Consider the following 24678-nt stretch of genomic DNA (forward strand, 5'->3'; position numbering starts at 1 on the left):
ATCCGGCGGGGCGACACTCCTCGGGCGGTCCGCCTGCAGCCGTTACAACCCCGCAACGAGAGCGAAAAGCCGATTGGCATCTCTCGGGGAAATAGATACGATGCTAATCATTAGCTAGCTATCTATGTGTCTGAAGCATGAGATTCCCCACCCTTCACATCGCCGATGTCTGGCAAGCACTCTTCGCCCCCGCGCCTTCGGACCTGTTGTTCGCCGCCAGGAACCTGATTGCCGGCGGACTGGCCCTGTACCTGGCGCTGCGCCTGAATTTCGAACAGCCGCAATGGGCCCTGACCACCGTGTTCATCGTCAGCCAGCCCAGCAGCGGCATGGTGCTGGCTAAAGGTGCCTACCGCTTGCTGGGGACGTTTACCGGGGCCGTGGTTTCGATCCTGCTGATCGCCGTGCTGGGCCAGGCACCGCTGCTGTTCCTGCTGGCCATGGCCCTGTGGCTGGCCTTCTGCACCACCGGTGCCTCGCTGCTGCGCAATCACGCCGCCTATGGCTTCGTACTGGCCGGCTACACCACCGCAATCATCGCCCTGCCCGCCACCGCGGCGCTATTGCAGGTATTCGACCAGGCCGTGGCACGCTGCTCGGAGATCGGCCTGGGAATCATCTGCGCCGCGGTGGCAAGCATCGTTCTATGGCCACGCCGGATTGAACAGACACTGGCCATTCAGGGCCGGGCCGCCTGGCTGGCGGGGCGGCGTGCAGCCGCCTCGGAACTGCTGGGGGAAGACCAGCGCAAGGGGCTCCTGGAAGCCCTGGGGCGCATCGTCGCGGTGGACGCCCAACGTGACCATGCCTGGTTCGAAGGCCCCCTGGGACGCCGCCGCTCCCAGGCGCTGCGAGTCCTCAGCCGAGACCTGCTGGGGTTGCTGCGAGCCGCCCGGGGCGTGGCACGACAACGGCAGATGCTCGACCTGGAAAACGCCCAGCGCCTGGAGCCATTGATTCAGCAGACGATCCAGGCCCTCGAGGCCGAGCATGAGCCAATCCTCGCGCCCCTGGCCCAGAGCCTGGAGCAGGCCCTGGAAGATCGCTCGCTGTCAGCCGAATGCCACCTGTGTCTGATCCAGTTGACCCAGGTATTGAACCTGGTGGAACAGAGCGCCAGCAGCATCAGCGCCGTGGAACAGGGCCGGGTACCCGCCGGCGCTCCCGGCGCCCTGTCATGGCACCGGGACATTCAGCAAGGGCTGCTGGGCGGGCTGCGCAGTGCCCTGGCCTTTCTCGCTGTGGCCGGTTTCTGGCTGCTGTCCGCCTGGCCTTCGGGACTGGGTGCCGTGTCCATCTGCGGGGTGGTATTGAGCCTGTTTGCCGGGCGCGAGAACCCCGCGGCCGCCTGCCTGAACTTCCTCAAGGGCATAGCCCTGTCGATCCCCGTGGCGGCGGTGGTCAGCCTCGGCCTGTTGCCCGGCTGGGACGGTTTCCCGCTGCTGTGCCTGGGCCTGGGAGTGCCGTTGTTTTTTGCTTCGCTGTGCATGAGTCGGCCAAAGATCGCGCCGATCGCCTCGGCCTTCTGCATCTTCTTCGTCAACAATGTCGGCCCGAGCAATCTGATGACCTATGACCTGGGGGCCTTTCTGAACAAGGCCATGGCCACCCTGATCGGGGTCGGCATTGCCGTGGTGGTGCTGCGGCTGATCAGCCTCAACCCGGGCGAGCATCACTACCGGCGAATGTTCAAGGCGTCACTGTTCGACCTGGCACAACTCACTGCGCGCCCTGCGGAACAGGCCGAGAGCTGGTTCGGCGGGCGCATGGCCGACCGCCTGATCCGGTTATCGAGGTATTGGCAGATGCAACCCGAGAACCGTCGCGTTCACTGGGACAACGGCCTGCTGGGGCTGGACCTGGGCGATGAGTTGCTGCAATTGCGCAGTTGCCTGGACCCGGCGCAGGGAGCCCTGGCTGCCGAGCGCGACCGCTATCTGTTGCACTTGGCAGCACTGCTCAAGCATGGCGGCCCGACTGTGGCACGCGGCGATCAGTTGGACGCGGCCTCGGTGGCTCTGCTCAAGGCCCTGGAGAAAGACCGAGGCCTGGCCGTTCAGCCTCAAGAGATGGCCCGGGCGGCGATCCTGCAGTTGCAGTTCACCTGGCGTCGCTGGTGCCGGCAGCAGCCAGCCGGCGCATTACCGGCCAGGCTGACAGCCGCCGGCTGAACAGGGATCAGCCGCGTACCGCGCGCCAACCCCTGCCCACCAGCGTCACAGCCAACAGCACCAGCCCCCCGGCAATGATCCCGGCCACGGCATTGAGCAGGGTCGGCATGATCACCGAGACCACGCCGATCAGCGCCGCGCTGCGCTCGGCCAGGCCTTCAATCAGATGATGCACTGCAGGAACACCGTGGGTGAGGATGCCGCCGCCGACCATGAACATGGCCGCCGTGCCAATCACCGACAGACTCTTCATCATCAGTGGCGCCGCCCGCAAGATCGCCCCGCCAATGCGCTTGGCCAGGGCACCCGGCTTCCGCGCCAGCCACAGTCCCAGGTCATCCAGCTTGACGATGCCACCCACCAGGCCATAGACACCGACCGTCATGACAATCGCAATCCCCGAAAGCACCACCACCTGCTGCGTCAGCGAAGCCCCCGCCACGATCCCCAGGGTGATGGCGATGATTTCTGCGGAGAGAATGAAGTCGGTGCGGATTGCCCCTTTGATTTTCTCCCGCTCAAAAGCCACCAGGTCCACCTGGGGATCGGCCAGCGCCTGCAGGGTCGACTCGTGCCCAGTCACCTCCTCGGCCTGGTGCAGGTACTTGTGCGCCAGCTTCTCGAACCCCTCAAAGCACAAGTAGGCGCCGCCGAGCATCAACAATGGCGTGACCAACCAGGGCGCCAGGGCACTGATGGCCAGCGCCGCTGGCACCAGGATCAGCTTGTTGCGAAACGACCCCTTGGCCACGGCCCAGACCACCGGAATTTCCCGCTCCGCGCGCACCCCGGAAACCTGTTGGGCGTTGAGCGCCAGATCGTCGCCCAGTACCCCTGCGGTTTTCTTTGCCGCCATCTTGGTCATCAAGGCCACGTCATCCAGTACCGCGGCGATGTCGTCGAGCAAAACCAGCAAACTGCTTCCAGCCATGGGCCAGGCTTCCCTGCGTGAAATAAGACCCGAAGCATACCGCGCCGGGCTTGTTTCACGCGAGATCAAGCACCTCAGGGCGCAGCCGTGCCCGGCCCGTGCCAGCCACCTCCCAGGCTCTGGATCAGCGCCACACTGCCAAGGCTCAACTGACCCTGGGAAGCCCGCAGATTCTGCTCGGCCTGCAACAACACCAGTTGCTGGGTCAGCAGGTTCTGCGCGCTGACCGTACCGGCCCGCAGCTGGGCTTGCTGGCTACCGAACAGCTGCTGGTTGCGCTGATACATCTGCTGGTAGCTCTCTACCTGCTGCTGCAGGTGATTGACCGAAGAAAGCTGGTCTTCAACGTTCTGCAGGGCGGCGAGCACCGTGCCCCGGTAACTGGCCACGTCCTGGTCGTAACTGGCCTGGGCGGCTTGAACCGCGGCTTCCCGCGCGCCGCCATCGAACAGCGTGGCGGCCAGCGCCGGGCCCAGCGTCCAGATGCGGTTCGGCACCGAGAACAGGCCACCCAGGGCACTGCCGCGAAAGCCCACTTCGGCGGTCAGGTCCAGGGTCGGAAAGAACGCTGCCTCGGCCACGCCGATCCTGGCATTGGCCGCGGCCGCCGTGCGTTGCGCCGCAACCACATCGGGCCGGCGCAGCAGCAAGGTGGAAGGCAGGCTCAAGGGCGGGCGCGGCACGCTGAAGGGGTAATCGGCTACCGGTGCCAGACTGAACTGTGCCGGCGCCATGCCCAGCAGCACCGCCAGCGCATGCTCGAACTGCTCGCGGGAGATCTGCGCCGTCTGCAGGGCCGCCACCACGGTACTCAACTGGTCCTGGACAACCAGCAACTGATCGTTGGAGGCGGTGCCCTGGACATAAGCCGCCTGGGTCATGTCCAGGAGCTGCTGGTTGATCCGCTGCTGTTCCTGGAGCAGGCGAATCTCGATATCCAATTGCCGCAGGCTCAGGTAGTTGTTCGCCACGCTGGCGCTGATAGACAGTCGCACCCCGGCCAGCAGCGCATCGGAAGACTGGGCAACGCCCTCGCTTGACTCGATGCCGCGCCGTACCTGGCCCCAGAGGTCCGGCTCCCAACTGGCGCCCAAGGTCGCGCTGACGCTCTGTACCACACTGCCTGCACTGCTGAGGGTGCTGGCACTGCTGCTGGTACTGCTGCTACTGCCACCCACACCCCGCGAGCCGGAAAGCCCGGCGCTGATGGTGGGAAACAGCCCCGCGCGACTCGAAGCCACCTGAGCCCGAGCCAGTCGATAGGCGGCCTCGGCGGCCACGATCGACTGATTGGCGCTGGCCGAACGCTGGATCAGGTCATTGAGCTGCGGATCCTGATAGGCCAGCCACCACTGACTGTCCAGGGCCCCCTGAGGATTGGCCACGGCGCGCTGCCATTGCGCGCCCTCCTTGAATGACTGGGGCAACGCCATGGCCGGCTGCCGGTAATCCGGCCCGACCATGCAGCCGTTCAGCAGCACGCAGAGCAATGCCATCGCGAAACGCACTCTGCCAGGTTGGCCGTGCATGGTCATGCCTCCTTGACGACCCGGCGCAAGCGCTGGGACGCCCGATCGAGCCACAGGTAGATAACGGGGGTGGTGTACAGCGTCAGCACCTGGCTGAGCAGCAAGCCACCGATGATCGAGATCCCCAACGGCCGGCGCAGCTCCGAGCCGTAGCCACTGCCAAGCACCAAGGGCAGCGCGCCGAGGATCGCCGCCAGGGTGGTCATCATGATTGGTCGAAAACGGACCAGGCAGGCCCGGCGAATCGCCTCCTGGGCACTGAACCCCTGCTCCTTGGCCTCGGTGATAGCAAAGTCGATCATCATGATCGCGTTCTTCTTGACGATGCCGATCAGCAGGATCACCCCCACCAGGGCGATGATCGACAGCTCGGTGCCGGTCAGCAGCAAGGCGATCAGCGCCCCGACCCCGGCTGACGGCAAGGTCGAGAGGATGGTCAGCGGGTGCATCAGGTTCTCGTAGAGAATGCCCAGCACGATGTACACCGAAAGCAAGGCGGCGACGATCAACAATGGCTCGCTGGCCACCGAGGACTGGAACACCTGGGCAGTACCGGCGAACTGCCCAACCACGCTGGCGGGCATGCGCAACTGCGCTATAGCCTGGTCTACCAGGGCTGTGGCCTGGCCGATGGAGACCCCCGGCGCCAGGTTGAACGAAGCCGTCACCGCCGGAAAAGTGCCCTGGTGACTGATGGCGATGGCCGTGCGCTGCACCGACTGCTCGGCCACCGATGACAGCGCGATCAGTCGTTGCTGGGCGTTGGCTGCCAGGTCCGGATTCGCCGCGCCGCCCTTGCCTGTGACCACTGTTCCGGTAGGCAGGTAGATCGAGTTCAGGGTAGAGGGATCGGTCCAGTATTCCGGAGCCACCTCCATCACCACGTGGTACTGGTTGGCCGCCCGGTACAGGGTCGAGACCTGGCGCTGGCCAAAGGCGTCGTATAGCGTCTGGTCGATGGCCGCCATGCTCACCCCGAGGCGCGCGGCGCTGTCGCGATTGACCTGGACATTGGCTAGCAGGCTGTTGTCCTGCTGGTCGGTGTTCAAGTCCTTGAGTTGCGGCAGGCCACGCAGCACCGCCACCACCTTGGGCACCCACTCATCCAGGTCGCTCTGGTCGTCGGCGGTCAAGGTGTATTGATACTGCGCGCCACTCTGGCGTCCACCCACGGTGATGTCCTGCACCGATTGCAGGTACAGCCGCGTGCCGGGCATGTCCCCCAGGGTCCGGCGAATCTGCGCGATCACCTGGTCGGCGCTGTCATGGCGCTGGCCCAGGGGCTTGAGGGCGATGAACAGTTGCGCACTGTTGATCGCCCCGCCGCCACCGCCACCGCCGCCCCCACCGACGAAACCGCCGACCGTATCGACATTGGGGTTCTGCATGACCTTGCGGTTGATCTCGAGAAAGTCCTTCTGCATCGCGCCGTAGGAAATACTCTGGGCCGCGAGGATGCTGCCGGACAGGCGACCAGTGTCCTCCTGGGGAAAGAAGCCCTTGGGCACCAGCACATACAACACACCGGCAAGGATGATCACCAACACCGTCACCAACCCCATCAGCCGGGAATGAGCGATGACCCAGCCCAGGCTCCGATCGTAGAAGCGATGCACCGGCGAACCCACGGTCTCGGCGCCTTCGGCCGCCTGTTCCCGTGTACGCAACAGTACACTGGAAAGCATCGGCGTCACGGTCAACGAAATCAGCATCGAGATGCCGATGGACACCGACAGCGACACTGAAAACTCACGGAACAGGCGCCCGACGATCCCCCCCATCAACAGCAGGGGAATGAACACCGCCACCAGCGACACACTGATGCTGAGCACGGTGAATCCCACCTCTCGGGCTCCGGCCAGCGCCGCTTGCAGCCGCGATTCACCGCGCTCCAGGTGGCGCATGATGTTCTCCACCACGACGATGGCATCGTCCACCACGAACCCGGTGGAAATGGTCAGGGCCATCAGCGACAGGTTGTTCAGGCTGTAGCCGAGAAAGTACATCGCGCCGAAAGTACCCAGCAGTGACAGCGGCACCACGATGGCCGGCACCAGGGTGCTGCGCCAGTCGCGGAAAAAGGCAAAGGTCACCAGGGTCACCAGCACGATGGAAGCGATCAGGCTCAGTTCCACGTCCCGCAGCGAAGCACGAATGGTGGTGGTGCGGTCCATCAGGATGCTCAGGCGGATGGACGCCGGGATCGATTCCTGGAGAAATGGCAACTCGGCCTTCACCGCATCCACGGTATCGATGACATTGGCCCCCGGCTGTTTGAAGATCACCAGCAGCACCGCCGGCTTGCCGTTGAACAGGCCGAAGTTGCGCAGATCCTCGACGTCTTCGCGCACGTAGCCCAGGTCCGCGATGTGCACCAGGCTGCCGTTGTTCTGCTTGACCACCAGGTTGGCGTAGTCAGTGGTCGCGTAGAGCTGGTCGTTGGCACTCAACACATGGTTCTGCTGGCCAAGGGCAATCGAGCCCTTGGGCAGGTTGACGTTGGCCGCGGCAATGACCTGCCGTACCTGCTCCAGGCTGATCCCGTAATGGTTGAGCCGGTCCGGGTTGAGCTCGACCCGCACCGCCGGCAAGGCGCCGCCGCCGACGGTCACATCGCCGACCCCGCGGGTCTGCAGCAGACGCTGCTCCAGCAGGGTCGAGGCGACGTCGTACATCTGCCCCGGCGAGGCGCTGTCCGAGGTCAGACTGATGATCAGGATCGGCGAGTCGGCCGGGTTGACCTTGCGATAGGTGGGGTTGCCCGATAGGTCGCTGGGCAAGTTGGTACGCGCCGCATTGATCGCCGCCTGGACATCCCGGGCGGCGCCGTCGATGTCGCGATTGAGGTCGAACTGCAGGTTGATCCGAGTGGCCCCCAGGGTGCTCGACGAAGTCATCTGGGTGACTCCGGCGATCTGCCCGAACTGGCGCTCCAGGGGCGTGGCCACCGAGCTGGCCACGGTGTGCGGATCGGCCCCGGGTAAAGAAGCTCGTACGCTGATGGTGGGAAAATCCACTTGCGGCAGCGGCGCCACCGGCAGCAGGTTGAAGGCCAGGATGCCGAACAGCGCCAACCCGGCGGCCAGCAACGTAGTGGCGATGGGGCGCTGGATGAACGGCGCGCTAAGGTTCATCGCCAACCCTCTGCGGCCCTTCCCCGTCACCTTCCCTGCTGGCGCGGCGCCCCGCCAGACGCTCGCCCAGGCCGTGCATGGCGAGGAAGATCACGGGGGTGGAAAACAGCGTCAGCACCTGACTCAGCAACAAGCCGCCAATGATCGCGATCCCCAGTGGGTGGCGCAGCTCGGAGCCGATACCGGTGCCCAGGGCCAGGGGCACTGCGCCGAACAGCGAGGCCATGCTGGTCATCAGGATCGGCCGGAAGCGCAGTTCCGCCGCCTGGCGGATCGCCGCCAGCGGGGTGAGGCCGCCCTTGCGCTCCAGTTCCAGGGCAAAGTCGACCATCATGATGCCGTTCTTCATGACGATGCCGATCAGCAGCACGATGCCGATCAGGCCGATGATGTCGAACTGCGTGCCGGTGATCAGCAACGCCAGCAAGGCCCCCAGGGCCGCCGAGAGCAGGGTCGAGAGAATGGTCACCGGGTGCACGAAGCTCTCGTAGAGAATCCCCAGCATCAGGTACACCACGACGATTGCGGCCAGCACCAGGAATACCTGGTTCGACAGCGACGCCTGGAAGGTCGCCGCCGCCCCTTCCAGAGAGGCTTGCACCGAGGCCGGCAGGCCAACCTGGGCCTCGATCTCCTGGAGTCGGGTCACCGCCGCGCCAAGGGTCTGGCCGGGAGCCAGGTTGAACGAGACATCGGCATAGGGAAACTGCCCCAGGCGATTGATGGTCAGGGGGGCACGCTGCACCTGTTGGGTGATCATGCTCGACAGCGGCGCCACCCCGCCGCCGGGAATGTTCACGTAGAGGCCAGTCAGCAGGTCCGCCAAGTTACGCGGCGGGCGGTCGGTGGCCATGACTACGTGGTACTGGTTGAGCTGGGTGTAGAGGGTCGACACCTGACGCTGACCAAAGGCGTCGTAGAGCACGTCATCGATGGCCTGTGGAGTGACTCCCAGGCGCGAGGCGGTGGCCCGATCGATGTTCAGCTGGATCTGGTTGCCGAACTGCATGGCCTGGCTTTGCACGTCGGTGAACATCGGGTCCTGCTTCAGCGCTGCGAGCAGCTTGCCAGTCCATAGCTCCAGCAGGTCCGCATCGGTGGCCTGCAAGCCCAGGCGGTAGCTGGTGGTGGACACCGTGGCATCCAGGGTCAGGTCCTGGACTCCGTGCAGGTACAGGCGAATACCGGCGGTGCCGGCATTGCCATCGGCCAGCCGGCGGATCACCGCCGCACTGCTGTCGCGCTGATCCCGGGGCTTGAGGTTGATCAGCAGGTTGCCCTGGTTCAAGGTCGGGTTGGTCTGGTCGATGCCGACGAAGGACGACAGGCTCTGCACCGCCGGGTCCTGGAGAATCCGCGCCGCCAGGCGTTGCTGCTGCTCCTGCATCTGCTGGAAGGAAATGCTCGGCGCGGCCTGGGAGATGCCCTGGATCAGCCCGGTGTCCTGTTCGGGGAAAAAGCCCTTGGGCATGCTCACCAGGGTCAACAACGTCAGCAGCGCTGTCAGCGCCACCGAGAGCAGAGTCAAGGCGCGATGAGCCAGCACCCACTCCAGGCCGCGTACGTAGTGTTGATTGATACGGTCGAAAAAATCCGCCCGACGCTCGCCGTGGCGACTCTTCAACATACGTGCGCACATCATCGGGGTCAGGGTCAGGGAAATCAGCGCCGAGATCACGATGGTCACCGCCACGGTCATGGCGAACTCACGGAACAGCCTGCCCACCACATCGCCCATGAACAGCAATGGAATCATCACCGCGATCAGCGCCACCGACAGCGAGATGATGGTGAAGCCGATCTGCTCGGCACCCTTGAGTGCCGCCTGCAGTGGCGTGTCACCCGCCTCGATGTAGCGGGTGATGTTCTCGATCATGACGATGGCGTCGTCGACCACAAAACCGATGGCAATGGTCAGCGCCATCAGGGTCAGGTTGTTCAGCGAAAAACCCAGGGCATAGGCCACCGCCAGGGTGCCCACCAGGGTCAGCGGCACAGTCACCGCAGGGATCAGGGTGGCGGCCAGGTTGCGCAGGAACAGGAAGATCACCAGCACTACCAGCAGCACCGCCACCGCCAGCTCGAACTGCACATCCACCACCGAAGCGCGGATAGTCTGGGTGCGATCGGTGAGCACCTCGACCTTGAGGGTGCCCGGCAGGCTGGCGCGCAGCTTGGGCAACAACTGTTGGACCCGATCCACCACTTCGATCACGTTGGCCCCGGGCTGGCGCTGGATATTCAGGACGATCGACGGGGTGCTGTTGGTCCAGGCCGCCTGACGGGGATTTTCAGGGCCCTGTACGGAACTGGCGATCTGCGCCAGGCGAATCGGCGCGCCGTTCTTGTAGGCAATCACCAGGTCACGGTACTCATCCGCCGACTGCAATTGATCGTTGGCGCCAATCGAATAGGCCTGGTAGCGACCGTCGATATTACCCTTGGCCTGATTGACGTTGGCCGTGCCCAGGGCGCTGCGCAGATCATCCAGGGACAGGCCGAGGCTGTTCAGTGCCGAAGTATTGGCCTCGACCCGCACCGCCGGGCGCTGGCCACCGCTGATGGTCACCAGGCCGACCCCGGATATCTGCGAGATCTTCTGCGCCAGCCGGGTGTCCGCCAGGTCCTCGACCTTGGTCAGCGGCAACACGCCGGAGGTCAGGGACAGAGTCAGTACCGGCGCGTCCGCCGGGTTGACCTTGCTGTACACCGGCGGGTACGGCAGGTTGCTCGGCAGGAAGGTCCCGGCTGCATTGATCGCCGCCTGCACCTCTTGCTCGGCCACATCCAGGGACAGCGCCAGGTCGAACTGCAGGGTCACCACCGAAGCACCGTTGGAACTGGTGGAGCCCATGGACTTGAGCCCCGGCATCTCGCCGAGCTGGCGCTCCAGGGGCGCGGTGATCGAGGAACTGATCACCTCCGGGCTGGCCCCTGGATACTGGGTGTAGACCTGGATCGTCGGGTAATCCACCTCGGGCAGGGCCGATACCGAGAGCAGGTGATAACCGAGCATCCCCAGCAACAGCACGGCCACCATCAACAAAGTGGTGGCCACCGGGCGCTGGATAAAGGGACGCGAGACGTTCATCAACGGCTCCTTATTGGGCGACGACTTTCACCGCAGAACCTTCATCCAGTTTGTCCGCGCCCTCGGTAATCACCTGCTCGCCGGCCTTGACCCCGGCATCGAGGATCGCCGTGATGTCGCCACTGGCAGGGCCAGCCTTGATGCTGCGCAGACTGGCCTTGGCCCCGACCACAACGAACACGAAGTCGCCCTTGCTGCCATGCTGGATTGCCCGGGTCGGCACCACCGGCACCTGGCTCAGGGTGTCGGCCTGGAGCCGGGCGTTGACGAACTGATTGGGAAACAGCAGCTTGCCCGCACCCTCGAAGCGCGCCTTGACGTTGATCGTCCCGGTGCTGGTGTTGACCTGATTGTCCAGCGCCAGCAGGCTGCCAGTGGCCAGCAGGTTGTGCTTGTTGCGGTCGTAGGCGAGCACCGGCACCGGCCCCCTGGCCATGGCCTGATTGATCAACCCGAGGTCATCCTCCGGCACCGCGAACAGCACATTGGCCGGTTCCATCTGGGTAATCAGCACAATCCCGGTGGTGCTGGCGCTGGTCACGTAGTTGCCTGGGTCCACCAGGCGCAGGCCGACGACGCCATCCACCGGCGCAGTGATGGTGCAGTAACCCAACTGGACCTCCAGGTTCTGCACACTGCCCTGATCGGCAGCAACCGTACCGGCTTGCTGCGCCACGCTGGATACCTGGGTATCGAGGGTCTGCTGGCTCACCGAGCCGGCCTTGATCAGCTCACGGTAACGGGCCAGGTCGCGCTGGGCATTGCTCAGTACCGCCTGATCGCGAGCCAGCACGCCCCTGGCCTGAGCCAACTGCGCCTTGAGCGCACGGTCATCGATCCGCGCGATGACCTGCCCTTTGCGCACTTGCTGGCCTTCCTTGAATTCGACACTGGCGAGGATGCCGTCGACCTGGGTGATCACGGTGACACTGCGGGTCGGTGTCACGGTGCCCAAGGCATCGATGTAGACGGGCACATCCTGCAAGTGCACCGCCACCACTGCCACCGGCTCGCCCGCCGCGGACTCCTTGGCCGGATGCCGTGGCGCGGACAGGAAGAACCAGAGCCCAACGACCAGGGCCGCCAGAACCAGGAGCATGATCAATAGAGTGGTGTTGCCTCGCCTGTTTTTGTCCACGACCCGGCACCCGATCCAAGCACTATGGAAATCGGGTCGACCGTCGGAACAAGCCCCCCCGTCACAGGCTGGTCGACGGCCTCAGGCCCGAACACTGCCTTGAACTCTAGCAGCCACCTTTTGGGCTGCTGGGGGATGGGTATTTTTGTTCAGCTGCTCGACAGGCAAATCCGCCCAAGTGCTGGAAAAATGGGCTCGCCCCGGCATTCTTGAGCCCCGCGCGACGCCGGTGCTACCATGCGCAACCGCCCGAACAGGCAAGGAATCCCCCGGTTTATGAGCACCATCCGCGAGCGCAATAAAGAACTGATCCTGCGGGCCGCCAGTGAAGAGTTTGCCGACAAGGGCTTTGCAGCGACCAAGACCAGCGACATCGCCGCCAAGGCCGGGTTGCCCAAGCCCAACGTCTACTACTACTTCAAGTCCAAGGAAAACCTCTACCGCGAGGTGCTGGAAAGCATCATCGAGCCGATTCTCCAGGCTTCCACTCCGTTCAACGCCGACGGCGTGCCCAGTGAAGTGCTCAGTGGCTACATCCGCTCGAAGATTCGCATCTCCCGCGACCTGCCCTTTGCTTCCAAAGTGTTTGCCAGCGAGATCATGCATGGCGCCCCGCACCTGAGCCCGGACCAGGTGGAACAGCTCAACGTCCAGGCCAAGCACAACATCGAATGCATCCAGACCTGGATTGACCGTGGCCAGATCGCCCCGCTCGATCCCAACCACCTGATGTTCAGCATCTGGGCCGCGACCCAGACCTACGCTGACTTCGACTGGCAGATCTCGGTGGTCACCGGCAAGGCCAAGCTTACCGAAGAAGACTACGAGGCGGCGGCGCAGACCATCATCCGCCTGGTACTCAAGGGCTGCGAACCGGACCGCTGAGATCCAGCCCGCTCCCCCCCCTTCGCTCGCCACTGGCACAAGCTGCGCACCTCAATAGCAGTCACGGCGAGCATCCTGACCCGGAAACACCTTCGGGCCGGGTTGCCCGATCAGACCCCGAGCCCGCGACAGCGGCTTGGGGTCAGGCCGCTACGCCGCCGTCCGCCTTCAGGCCCTGGGCCTCGATGGCGCTGATGGCACACTGTTCGTCAATGTCCGAGGTATCGCCACTGATGCCGATCGCGCCAATCACCGCACCGGCCTGATCCCGGATCAATACCCCACCCGGCGCCGGCACCACACTGCCCTGTCCCAGCCCATTCAATGCACCGATGAACGCGGGGCGCTGCTGTGCGTCCAGGGCCAGCAGGCGCGAGCCCTTGCCCAGGGCCACTGCCCCCCAGGCCTTGCCGATGGCGATCTGCGGCCGTAGCAGGCTGGCGCCATCCTCGCGTTGCAGGGTCACCAGGTGCCCGCCGGCATCCAGCACGGCGATGGTCAACGGGGCCGCGCTGATCTTGCGCCCCGCACTGATGGCCTGGTTGGCCAGGTTGACTGCGACTTTCAAGGTTAAAGCGCTCATGGGTGCCGTCCTTATCTTGTTATTGAGAAAGCCAGAGGAAGCTTCTTGTAGGAGAAGTCCGATACAACAAATAGAACACAATGAATTTATTTTTTGTATACAATAATTCGTGAAACACCTCTCCTGTGACAAAAGGACGCCGGTTTATCGGGGTCTTGCTGAAAGCCACTGTAGCCCAAGAAAATGGATTGACCTGCGTAGCCCGCCGTGAATACACTTTGCGGAAAAGCCACTTGTATACAATTACAAAACGTAAGAGGCACAAAACCATGAGCAAAATGAGAGCAATCGAAGCCGCCGTTCTGGTGATGCGCCGTGAAGGGGTCGATACCGCTTTTGGCATCCCGGGTGCCGCCATCAACCCGTTGTATTCCGCGCTGCAGAAAGTCGGTGGCATCGATCACGTACTCGCTCGCCACGTTGAAGGCGCCTCGCACATGGCCGAGGGCTACACCCGCACCAAGGCCGGCAACATCGGCGTGTGCATCGGCACTTCGGGCCCCGCGGGTACCGACATGGTCACCGGCCTGTACAGCGCCTCTGCCGACTCGATCCCGATTCTCTGCATCACCGGCCAGGCACCGCGGGCACGCCTGCACAAGGAAGACTTCCAGGCCGTGGACATCACCAGCATCGTCAAGCCGGTGACCAAGTGGGCCACCACTGTGCTGGAACCCGGCCAGGTGCCTTACGCCTTCCAGAAAGCCTTCTATGAAATGCGCTCCGGCCGTCCTGGCCCAGTGCTGATCGACCTGCCATTCGATGTACAGATGGCAGAAATCGAATTCGATATCGACGCCTACCAGCCCCTGCCGCTGGCCAAGCCTGCGGCGAGCCGGATCCAGGCGGAAAAGGCCCTGGCCATGCTGGACCAGGCCGAGCGTCCGCTGCTGGTGGCCGGTGGTGGCGTGATCAACGCCGACGCCAGCGAACTGTTGGTGGAGTTCGCCGAACTGACCGGCATTCCGGTGATCCCGACCCTGATGGGCTGGGGCACTATCCCTGACGATCACCCGCAGATGGTGGGCATGGTCGGCCTGCAGACCTCCCACCGCTACGGCAACGCCACGATGCTCAAGTCGGACGTGGTGCTGGGCATCGGCAACCGCTGGGCCAACCGCCACACCGGCTCGGTGGACGTCTACACCGAAGGCCGCAAGTTCATTCACGTGGACATCGAGCCGACCCAGATCGGCCGGGTATTCACCCCGGACCTGGGCATCGTCTCGGACGCCGGCAGTGCCCTGACCGTGCTGCTGGAAGTGGCTCGCGAATGGCAGACCGCCGGCAAGCTGAAAGATCGCAGCGCCTGGTTGCATGACTGCCAGCAGCGCAAGGCCAGCCTGCACCGCAAGACCCACTTCGACAACGTTCCGGTCAAGCCGCAACGGGTCTACGAAGAGATGAACCAGGTGTTCGGCAAGGACACCTGTTACGTCAGCACCATCGGCCTGTCGCAGATTGCCGGTGCACAGTTTCTCCACGTCTACAAACCACGCCACTGGATCAACTGCGGCCAGGCCGGCCCGCTGGGCTGGACCATTCCCGCCGCCCTGGGCGTGGTCAAGGCTGACCCGAGCCGCAAGGTGGTGGCACTGTCCGGCGATTACGACTTCCAGTTCATGATCGAGGAGCTGGCAGTGGGTGCGCAGTTCAAGCTGCCGTACATCCACGTGGTGGTGAACAACTCCTACCTGGGGCTGATCCGCCAGGCCCAGCGCGGCTTCGAGATGGACTACTGCGTGCAACTGTCCTTCGACAACCTCAACGCCCCCGAGCTCAATGGCTATGGTGTCGATCACGTCGCCGTGGTCGAGGGCCTGGGTTGCAAGGCACTGCGGGTATTCGAGCCGAGTGAAATCCAACCGGCACTGCGCAAGGCCCAGGAAATGGCCGAGGAGTTCAAGGTACCGGTCATGGTGGAAATCATCCTCGAGCGGGTGACCAACATCTCCATGGGCACCGAGATCAACGCGGTCAACGAATTCGAAGACCTGGCGCTGGTCGGCAACGACGCCCCTACTGCGATTTCCCTGCTCGACTAACCCCCCGAAGCCACTGCCACAGGCTCGGTCCGCGTTTGACCGAGCGGGTTCGCCGAACCTTGCGGCGATCTGCCCAGTGCGGCCTCTTCCGAGAGGTCGCACGCAGATCGAACGCAGCCTTCGCAGCGACCACAGGCTTAACCGCTTTACAGGAGACCACCATGCCGCGTTTCGCCGCCAACCTGTCCATGCTGTTCACCGAACAGGACTTCCTCGCCCGCTTCAAGGCTGCTGCCAATGCCGGTTTCAGCGGTGTCGAATACCTGTTCCCCTACGAATTCAGCTCTGCGGAGATCAAGGCTCAACTTGATGCCCACGGCTTGACCCAGGTCCTGTTCAACCTGCCGGCCGGCGACTGGGGCAAGGGTGAGCGGGGTATCGCCTGCCTGCCCGATCGGGTCGAGGAGTTCCGCGCCGGTGTCGACCTGGCCATCGCCTACGCCCAGGTCCTGGGCAACACCCAGATCAACTGCCTGGCCGGCATCCGCCCTCAGGGCGCAGACGCGGCCCTGCTGGAAAAAACCTTCGTCGCCAACCTCAAGTACGCCGCCGAGAAACTCCAGGCGGTCGGCATCAAGCTGGTGATGGAAGCCATCAATACCCGCGACATCCCCGGCTTCTACCTCAACACCACCGCCCAGGCACTGTCGATCCGCGAGCAGGTAGGCAGCGCCAACCTGTTCCTGCAGTACGACATCTACCACATGCAAATCATGGAAGGTGACCTCGCGCAGACCATGGCCAGCCACCTGGGCCAGATCAACCACATCCAGCTGGCGGACAATCCCGGGCGCAACGAGCCGGGCACCGGCGAGATCAACTATCGCTTCCTCTTCGAGCACCTGGACAGCATCGGCTACCAGGGCTGGGTCGGTTGCGAGTACAAGCCGCTGACCACCACCGAGGCCGGCCTTGGCTGGCTGAAAACCCATAACGCAATCTGAACCCGCCCCCGTAGGAGCCGGCTCGCCGGCGAACAGGCCCGAAGCCTTGCAGCGCCCTTGCAGCGCCCTTGCGGCCGCCTTCACCGGCAAGCCGGCTCCTACCAGGTCTGTCTGAATAGAGGATTTTTATCATGGCTAAAATCGGATTTATCGGCACCGGCATCATGGGCCACCCAATGGCCGCCAACCTGCAAAAGGCCGGTCACAGCCTGCTGCTCTCCGAACACCACGGCAAGGCACCGGCCGACCTGATCGCCGCTGGCGCCGTGGCCCTGGCCTCGCCCAAGGAAGTGGCCCAGGAAGCCGAATTCGTCATCATCATGGTCCCCGATACCCCTCAGGTCGAAGACGTGCTGCTGCGTGCCGACGGCATCGCCGCCGGGATCGGCAAGGGCAAGATCGTCATCGACATGAGCTCGATCTCTCCCACCGCCACCAAGGCCTTCGCCGCCAAGATCAACGAAAAAGGCGCGCAATACCTCGACGCCCCGGTATCCGGAGGCGAAGTCGGCGCCAAGGCCGCGACCTTGAGCATCATGGTCGGTGGCGACAGCCAGGCTTTCGAACGCGCCCTGCCGCTGTTCCAGAGCATGGGCAAGAACATCACCCTGGTAGGTGGCAACGGTGACGGCCAGACCGCCAAGGTGGCCAACCAGATCATTGTCGCCCTGAACATCCAGGCCGTGGCCGAAGCCCTGCTGTTCGCCGCGAAGAACGGTGCCGACCCGGCCAAGGTGCGTGAAGCGCTGATGGGCGGCTTCGCTTCTTCGAAGATCCTCGAAGTGCACGGCGAACGCATGATCAAGGGCACCTTCGATCCGGGCTTCCGCATCAACCTGCACCAGAAGGACCTGAACCTGGCCCTGAGCGGTGCTCGCGAACTGGGCATCAACCTGCCCAACACCGCCAACACCCAGCAAGTGTTCAGCACCTGCACCGCCATCGGTGGCGGCAACTGGGACCACTCGGCGCTGATCAAGGGCCTGGAGCACATGGCCAACTTCTCGATTCGCGACAAGCAATAAGCAATAAGCACCATCTGTAGCCGCTGCCACAGGCTGCGAAAGGGTCCGCAGGAAACGCTTTTCAGCGGGCCAGGGACAGGCCCTGCGGATCCTGGCGCCGCCCTCGGCGGCGGCTACACCCTGTTTCAAGCCCCCCATAACAAGAAATCCGGGAGCCCGCTATGTCGGTCGATCCGCAACAATTCCTGCGTGAGCTGTTCGCTACAGCCATCGACGCCGCCCATCCGCAACACGTTCTCGAAGCCCATTTGCCCAGCGACCGCAGCGCTCGGGTGATCGTCATCGGCGCCGGCAAGGCCGCCGCCGCCATGGCCCAGGTGGTCGAACGCAACTGGCAGGGCGAGGTCTGCGGCCTGGTGGTCACCCGCTACGGCCACGGCGCCCCCTGCAGCAAGATCGAAGTGGTCGAAGCCGCCCACCCAGTGCCCGATGCCGCCGGCCTGGCCGTGGCCAAACGCGTGCTGGCCCTGGTCAGTGACCTGTCGGAACAGGACCGGGTGATCTTCCTGCTTTCCGGCGGCGGCTCGGCGCTGCTGGCCCTGCCTGCCGCCGGCATCACCCTGGCCGACAAGCAGGCAATCAACAAAGCCCTGCTGAAATCCGGCGCGACCATCGGCGAGATGAATTGCGTACGCAAACACCTCTCGGCGATCAAGGGCGGTCGCCTGGCCAAGGCCTGTTGGCCGGCCACGGTCTACACCTACGCGATATCCGATGTCCCCGGCGATCTGGCCACGGTCATCGCCTCCGGCCCCACCGTGGGCGACCCGAGCACCTCGAGCGAAGCCCTGGCGATTCTCAAGCGCTACGCGATCGAAGTACCGGCAGCGGTACGCAGCTGGTTGCAGAGCCCCGAGTCGGAAACCGTCAAGCCCGGCGACCCGTGCCTGGCCCGCAGCCACTTCCAATTGATCGCCCGGCCCCAGCAATCCCTCGAGGCGGCAGCGGTGAAAGCCCGCCAGGCCGGTTACAGCCCGCTGATCCTCGGCGACCTGGAAGGCGAATCCCGTGAGGTGGCCAAGGTCCACGCCGGCATTGCCCGCCAGGTGGCCCTGCATGGCCAGCCCCTGGCGGCGCCCTGCGTGATTCTCTCCGGTGGCGAGACCACGGTTACCGTGCGTGGCAATGGCCGCGGCGGACGCAATGCCGAGTTCCTCCTGAGCCTCACCGACAGCCTCAAGGGTTATCCCGGGATCTATGCCCTGGCTGGCGACACCGATGGCATCGACGGTTCCGAAGACAATGCCGGGGCAATCATGACCCCGGACAGCTACGCCCGCGCCGCGGCCCTCGGACTGAGCGCCAGCGACGAGCTGGATAACAACAACGGCTATGGTTACTTCGCGGCCCTGGACGACTTGATCGTCACCGAGCCGACCCGGACCAACGTCAACGACTTCCGCGCCATCCTGATTCTCGAGAACCCTAAACATGACGCCTGACAAGAAGGTCAAAATCCTCGCCACCCTGGGCCCAGCCACTGACGGCATCGAGGACATCCGTGAGCTGGTAAAAGCCGGGGTGAACATCTTTCGGCTCAATTTCAGCCATGGCAGCCACGCCGATCATGCCCAGCGCTATGAGTGGATCCGCCAGATCGAACGCGAGCTGAACTATCCACTGGGCATCCTCATGGACCTGCAGGGGCCAAAACTGCGGGTCGGCTGCTTCGCCGAGGGCAAGGTCCAACTGGTGCGCGGACAAGCCCTGCGCCTGGACCTCGACCCGACACCCGGAGACACCCTGCGGGTCAACCTGCCGCATCCGGAAATCATCGCCGCGCTGGAACCCGGCATGGACCTGCTGCTGGACGACGGCAAGCTGCGCCTGCGGGTCATCGCCAAACATGCTGACGCCATCGATACCACCGTACTCAATGGCGGCGAGCTGTCGGATCGCAAGGGCGTCAACGTGCCCCAGGCGGTGCTCGACCTCAGTCCGCTGACCGCCAAAGACCGTCGCGACCTGAGCTTCGGCCTGGAACTGGGCGTGGACTGGGTGGCGCTGTCCTTTGTGCAACGTCCGGAAGACATCCGCGAAGCCCGCACGCTGATTGGCGACAAGGCCTACCTGATGGCCAAGATCGAAAAACCTTCGGCAGTCACCCAACTGCGGGAAATAGCCGAACTGAGCGATGCGATCATGGTGGCCAGGGGCGACCTGGGGGTGGAAGTACCGGCGGAAAGCGTGCCGCAGATCCAGAAGAACATCATCAGCACCTGCCGCCAGCTGGGCAAACCGGTGGTGGTGGCCACGCAGATGCTCGAGTCCATGCGTTTCTCCCCGGCACCGACCCGGGCCGAGGTGACCGACGTCGCCAACGCCGTGGCCGAAGGCGCCGATGCGGTGATGCTGTCGGCGGAAACCGCTTCCGGCGAATACCCACTGGAAGCCGTGCAGATGATGAGCAAGATCATCCGCCAGGTAGAAACCGGCCCCGACTACCAGACCCAACTGGACGTCAGCCGGCCCCAGGCCGATGCCACCGTGTCCGACGCCATCAGCTGCGCGATCCGCCGGATATGCAGCATCCTGCCGGTGGCGGTGCTGGTGAACTACAGCGAATCCGGCAGCTCGACCCTGCGCGCCGCCCGGGAACGCCCTTCGGTGCCGATCCTCAACCTGACGCCAAACCTTACGACTGCACGCCGCCTGACCATTGCCTGGGGCGTGCACTCGGTGGTCAATGACCGCCTGCGCCAGGTTGACGAGGTCTGTGCCACGGCACTGGAAATCGCCCAGGCCCAAGGCCTGGCCAGGCGCGGCGACACCGTGGTGATCACCACCGGCGTACCGTTCGGCCAGCCGGGAACCACCAACTCTCTGCGCGTCGAAACCCTTCTCTGACCGATAACCACCACCGCAGGCTGCGATGAGCCCGGGCTACACGGGTTGCAGGTCTCAGGGGCATTCCCTGCCCCGAGATCGCTCGCAGCCTCCATCAACGACCCCAACCACCGACTGCCACCATGCCAGTACCCTCCTTCAACGCTTTCTGCCCTGACTGGGCCACTGCCCTGCTCAACGGTTTCAGTCAGATCTTCCTCCAGCGCCATCCCCTGTGCGGCCTGCTGTGCCTGCTGGCAATCCTGATCAGTGCCCCCACCCTGCTCGGCGGCGCCCTGCTGGGGGCCCTGGCCGGACTGCTCACCGCCCAACGACGGGGTTACGCCAAGGCCGACCGACAAGCCGGACTCTTCAGCTACAACGGCGTGCTGCTGGGCCTGCTGCTGAGTCTGTACCTGCCCTGGTCGGTGCTGTTGCCACCGCTGATCATTGCCGCCAGCGGCCTCAGCGCGATCATTACCCAGCAATGGCTGAAGCACGCGCGCAACCCCGGCAGCCTGCCGGCCTATACCGCGCCCTTCGTCGGCCTCGGCTGGCTGCTGTTGAGCCTGATGGAGCCCACCCAATCCATGCCCCAGGCAGTGCCCCCCCTGAACCTGTGGAGCCTGCTCGGCGGCCTGGTCCAGGGCTTGGGCCAGATCATGTTCCTTGGCCAGCCACTGGCCGGGGTGCTGATCCTCATCGGCCTGCTGCTGGCCAACCGCCGCGCCGCGGCCTGGGCCCTGATCGGCTCAGCCACCGGCCTGGCCTGGGCCCTGCTGCACCAGCAGCACAGCCAGGCCCTGCTGGGCCTGGCCGGCTACAACTGCGCACTGGCGGCCCTGGCCCTGGGCCAACAGGCCCGGCGCCCATGGCGGCCGCTGCTGGGCATGCTCCTGGCACTGCTGATCACCCCGGGGCTGGTCACCCTGGGCCTCGCCCCTCTGACCGCGCCCTTCGTCCTCGCCTGCTGGCTGGTACACGCCAGCACCCGCGTCCTCGGCCGAACGCCAGCGGACAACGCACCTTGCGCTCCCCCGGCAACTCCCCCTAGGCTTCGCTGACTTTCGATTCAGGCGACTTCCATGGGCAACAGCAACAACTGGCGGCAACGCCTCTACGTGATGATCTTCCAGACCGATACCGTGGCTGGAAGACGCTTCGACACCACCCTGCTGCTGATCATCCTCGCCAGCCTGGTGATCGTGATCCTCGACAGCATCGACCAGGTGCACCGCGACTACGCCAATGTCCTGGCCTATATCGAATGGGGCTTCACCCTGATCTTCGCCATCGAGTACGGCCTGCGGCTGTATTGCTCGCCCAAGCCACTGCGCTATGCCTTCAGCTTCTATGGCCTGGTGGACCTCTTGGCCATCGTCCCCGGGATCCTTGCCCTGTACTACAGCGACGCCCAGTACCTGTTGATCATCCGCATCATCCGCATGCTGCGGATTTTCCGCGTGCTCAAGCTCGCGCCCTACCTGAAACAGGCCCACTACCTGCTGGACGCCTTGCGCGGCAGCAAGCAGAAGATCCTGGTGTTCCTGCTCTGCGTCTGCACCCTGGTCACAGTGTTCGGCACTCTGATGTACGTGGTCGAAGGCCCGGAACACGGCTTCACCAGCATTCCCAAGGGCATCTACTGGGCCATCGTCACCCTGACCACCGTGGGCTATGGCGACATCGTGCCCAAGACCGTGATCGGCCAGATGATTTCCTCCATGGTAATGATCACCGGCTACTCGATCATCGCCGTGCCCACCGGGATCTTCACCGCAGAACTGGCCAGCGCCATGCGCGGCGAACAGCTCAAGCACGACTGCCCCGTGTGCCAGAAAAATAGCCATGAATCGGCAGCGGCCTTCTGCTCGCGCTGTGGCAATGCACTATTCAAAAAACTGGAATAAGCAAAGATCTTTTTAATCTTTAAAGAGATATAGCGACGCAGCTATAGTCGGCGGCAAATTGCCTTCACTCTCGAACAAAAGGAATGTGCAGTGAAAAAACTCTTCAGCGCCTCGCTACTGGCCGCCGGCCTGGCCCTGGGCAGTGTGGCCCAGGCCGCACCGACCCTGCTCAACGTGTCCTACGACGTGATGCGCGACTTCTACAAGGACTACAACGCCGCCTTCCAGAAACACTGGAAAGCCGAGCACAACGAGAACATCACCCTGCAGATGTCCTTCGGTGGCTCCAGCAAACAGGCGCGCTCGGTGATCGACGGCCTGCCGGCAGATGTCATCACCATGAACATGGCCACCGACATCAACGCCCTGGCCGACAACGGCAAACTGGTGCCGGAGAATTGGGTAACCCGCCTGCCGGACAACAGCGCGCCCTTCACTTCGGCCACGGTGTTCATCGTCCGCAAGGGCAACCCCAAGGCTCTGAAAGACTGGCCGGACCTGCTCAAGGATGGCGTACAGGTGATTGTGCCCAACCCGAAGACCTCGGGTAATGGCCGCTACACCTACCTGTCGGCCTGGGGTTATGTACTGAAGAACGGTGGCGACGAAAACAAGGCCAAGGACTTCGTCGGCAAGCTGTTCAAGCAGGCACCGGTGCTGGATACCGGTGGCCGTGCCGCCACGACCACGTTCATGACCAACCAGATCGGCGATGTGCTGGTGACCTTCGAGAACGAAGCGGAAATGATCGCCCGTGAATTCGGTCGTGATCAATTCGAAGTGATCTACCCGAGTGTCTCCGCGCAAGCCGAGCCACCGGTGTCGGTGGTGGACAAGGTGGTGGACAAGAAAGGCACCCGCGCCGCGGCCGAGGAATACCTGAAGTACCTGTGGTCGCCGGAAGGCCAGGAAATCGCTGCCAACAACTACCTGCGCCCACGGGACCCGAAGGTGCTGGCCAAGTACACCGACCGCTTCCCGAAAGTCGACTTCCTCTCGGTGGAGAAAACCTTCGGCGACTGGCGCAGCGTGCAAAAGACCCACTTCAATGACGGCGGGATCTTCGACCAGATCTACACCAACGCCAAATGACCCCACTGGGGTGAATGAAAAAAGCGACCTGTACGGTCGCTTTTTTTATGCCCGGGCTCAGCGTTCAGAGAGCCCGCACCGGGTTGAACAACGCTGCTTCGGCGACCTGGTGGCGCTCCTCCAGCACCGCCTCTGCCTCGACCTCGATCAGCCACTCCGGCAGCGACAGCCCGCTGACGATGATCCACGAGGACGCCGGTGGCTGGTAGGCAAAGCGCTCCAGCAACACCGCGCTGATGTGCTCTTGCTGGTCCCGGGCCGCTTCGGCGATGTAGATCCGCAGCATCACCACATCCGCCAGCCTGCCACCGGCCTCGGCCAGGACCCTGGCGATATTGTCGAAGGCCTGCTCGGTCTGCTCCCGCAGGCCTGGGCCCACGGTACGCTCCTGCTCATCCACCCCCACCTGGCCGGAGAGCAGCAGGCGTCGGCCACCGCGGACCTCCACCGCCTGGCTGAAACCGTACTGCAGGGAATTGAACACACTGGCTGGGTTGAACGTCGACTTTTCCATACGGCACTCTCGGCGCATTGAACGACCGGGAACCGTAAACCAAGCGTTTCCCAACTTCCACCGCAACCCGCGTGCTGCAACACTTGGCAATGCAAGCCCTGCCTGCGCCACCAGCGCCCCCGTGTAGCAGCGGCCTACATCGGCGGCGCAACCCCGTCCTTGCCGGCGGAAATCGACTGCGCGGTGAGTTTGCCGTCGGCGCTCTGGGTGACGAACATCACCACCTTGACCCCAGCCTTGAGCAAGCTGCGATCCCCGGGCGTCAGGTTGACGATGGGCACATCGTCCGGCACCAGGATCTTCTTTTGCCCACCCTTGTAATTGACCGTCAGGGTGCGGCCGTTGCTCACCACCAGGTCCCCCACGCTGCCGTTGGTCATGCTGCTGCCCTTGGCCAGGTCGAAGGGCCGGTGGCCATCACCGGTGCCGGCCATCTGCGGTGGGAATACATGCACTTCCATGGCCTTGAGGGTGCCGTCGGCCATGGGCATGGCCGCCGAGCCGATATAGCTGCCGGGCTTGATGTCTTCGATATTGGCCAGGGTCACGGCGCGCACCTGGGTCTGCGGCGTGAGATCGACACTGACATTCTCGCCGCTGTTGGCATGCACCCGCAGCACGTCGCCGCTGACTCCGGTGATTTCCCCCCGCACGCCAATGCGCATGCCCGGGGCGTCCTGGGCCTGGGCCAGGACACTGCCCAGCAGGATCACCAGGGCAAGGCATTGCATGCTGCACAACAGGCCGGGCAACGATCGATTCATAAGGCCGACTCCTCTGCACAAAGGCGGAGCGCAAAGCCGACCACCGGCTCAAGGGCTCCTGAAGAAGATGAGCATGCTATCAAACAGGATGTAAGT

Annotated in this window: 18 protein-coding genes; 10 read left to right on the plus strand and 8 right to left on the minus strand. The window is 64.0% G+C overall.

Annotated features, from left to right (window positions below; all coding sequences use genetic code 11):
- The first annotated feature begins 137 nt into the window (after positions 1-137).
- Entirely contained in the window at positions 138-2171 is a 2034-nt protein-coding gene (locus GV819_RS03675) for an FUSC family protein (protein ID WP_161753592.1), read from the plus strand.
- Between the two features lie 7 nt (positions 2172-2178).
- Here GV819_RS03675 and GV819_RS03680 read toward each other — a convergent pair whose 3' ends face one another.
- From GV819_RS03680 to GV819_RS03700, 5 genes are all read right to left on the minus strand, one after another.
- A complete protein-coding gene (locus GV819_RS03680) occupies positions 2179-3102 on the minus strand; it encodes a DUF808 domain-containing protein (RefSeq protein ID WP_161753594.1) in 924 nt (307 codons plus the stop codon).
- Positions 3103-3176: 74 nt separating this feature from the next.
- Entirely contained in the window at positions 3177-4631 is a 1455-nt protein-coding gene (locus tag GV819_RS03685) for an efflux transporter outer membrane subunit (protein ID WP_161753597.1), read from the minus strand.
- Between the two features lie 2 nt (positions 4632-4633).
- Positions 4634-7765: an efflux RND transporter permease subunit gene (locus GV819_RS03690; protein WP_161753598.1), complete on the minus strand. Its 3132-nt coding sequence runs from the start codon at positions 7763-7765 to the stop codon at positions 4634-4636.
- A complete protein-coding gene (locus GV819_RS03695) occupies positions 7755-10856 on the minus strand; it encodes an efflux RND transporter permease subunit (protein ID WP_161753600.1) in 3102 nt (1033 codons plus the stop codon). The genes GV819_RS03690 and GV819_RS03695 overlap by 11 nt, the downstream gene beginning before the upstream one ends.
- 10 nt (positions 10857-10866) lie before the next feature.
- Positions 10867-11955: an efflux RND transporter periplasmic adaptor subunit gene (locus GV819_RS03700; protein ID WP_161753896.1), complete on the minus strand. Its 1089-nt coding sequence runs from the start codon at positions 11953-11955 to the stop codon at positions 10867-10869.
- A gap of 315 nt (positions 11956-12270) precedes the next feature.
- Here GV819_RS03700 and GV819_RS03705 point away from each other — a divergent pair, with 315 nt between their 5' ends.
- On the plus strand, positions 12271-12879 hold the full coding sequence (locus tag GV819_RS03705; protein WP_161753602.1) for a TetR/AcrR family transcriptional regulator: 609 nt from the start codon (positions 12271-12273) through the stop codon (positions 12877-12879).
- A 142-nt stretch (positions 12880-13021) separates the two neighbouring features.
- On the opposite strand, the gene GV819_RS03710 is transcribed toward GV819_RS03705, so the two are convergent.
- On the minus strand, positions 13022-13462 hold the full coding sequence (locus tag GV819_RS03710; RefSeq protein ID WP_161753604.1) for a GlcG/HbpS family heme-binding protein: 441 nt from the start codon (positions 13460-13462) through the stop codon (positions 13022-13024).
- A 269-nt stretch (positions 13463-13731) separates the two neighbouring features.
- On the opposite strand from GV819_RS03710, the gene gcl reads away from it, so the two are divergent.
- The 8 genes from gcl to GV819_RS03750 all read left to right on the plus strand — a co-directional run bounded on the left by gcl (position 13732) and on the right by GV819_RS03750 (position 23304).
- Positions 13732-15507, plus strand: coding sequence for a glyoxylate carboligase (gcl, locus tag GV819_RS03715; protein WP_161753606.1), 1776 nt, complete (start codon positions 13732-13734; stop codon positions 15505-15507).
- Positions 15508-15668: 161 nt separating this feature from the next.
- Entirely contained in the window at positions 15669-16451 is a 783-nt protein-coding gene (gene hyi, locus GV819_RS03720; RefSeq protein ID WP_161753608.1) for a hydroxypyruvate isomerase, read from the plus strand.
- Positions 16452-16582: 131 nt separating this feature from the next.
- Positions 16583-17476: a 2-hydroxy-3-oxopropionate reductase gene (locus GV819_RS03725; RefSeq protein ID WP_161753610.1), complete on the plus strand. Its 894-nt coding sequence runs from the start codon at positions 16583-16585 to the stop codon at positions 17474-17476.
- A 161-nt stretch (positions 17477-17637) separates the two neighbouring features.
- Positions 17638-18918, plus strand: a complete 1281-nt coding sequence (locus GV819_RS03730; protein ID WP_161753612.1) for a glycerate kinase type-2 family protein — start codon at positions 17638-17640, stop codon at positions 18916-18918.
- Positions 18908-20323 (plus strand): pyruvate kinase, encoded by a 1416-nt coding sequence (gene pyk / locus GV819_RS03735; RefSeq protein WP_161753614.1) that lies wholly within the window; start codon positions 18908-18910, stop codon positions 20321-20323. The genes GV819_RS03730 and pyk overlap by 11 nt, the downstream gene beginning before the upstream one ends.
- 122 nt (positions 20324-20445) lie before the next feature.
- On the plus strand, positions 20446-21366 hold the full coding sequence (locus GV819_RS03740) for an urea transporter (protein WP_161753616.1): 921 nt from the start codon (positions 20446-20448) through the stop codon (positions 21364-21366).
- A gap of 21 nt (positions 21367-21387) precedes the next feature.
- Entirely contained in the window at positions 21388-22212 is an 825-nt protein-coding gene (locus GV819_RS03745) for an ion transporter (protein ID WP_161753618.1), read from the plus strand.
- Between the two features lie 90 nt (positions 22213-22302).
- Entirely contained in the window at positions 22303-23304 is a 1002-nt protein-coding gene (locus tag GV819_RS03750) for a sulfate ABC transporter substrate-binding protein (protein ID WP_161753620.1), read from the plus strand.
- A gap of 64 nt (positions 23305-23368) precedes the next feature.
- On the opposite strand, the gene GV819_RS03755 is transcribed toward GV819_RS03750, so the two are convergent.
- Both GV819_RS03755 and GV819_RS03760 read right to left on the minus strand, forming a co-directional pair.
- On the minus strand, positions 23369-23818 hold the full coding sequence (locus tag GV819_RS03755; protein WP_161753622.1) for a RidA family protein: 450 nt from the start codon (positions 23816-23818) through the stop codon (positions 23369-23371).
- A gap of 134 nt (positions 23819-23952) precedes the next feature.
- Positions 23953-24582 (minus strand): hypothetical protein, encoded by a 630-nt coding sequence (locus GV819_RS03760; RefSeq protein ID WP_161753624.1) that lies wholly within the window; start codon positions 24580-24582, stop codon positions 23953-23955.
- Positions 24583-24678 lie beyond the last annotated feature (96 nt).

This window comes from Pseudomonas sp. Fl5BN2 (assembly GCF_009908205.1).
Classification (GTDB): domain Bacteria; phylum Pseudomonadota; class Gammaproteobacteria; order Pseudomonadales; family Pseudomonadaceae; genus Aquipseudomonas.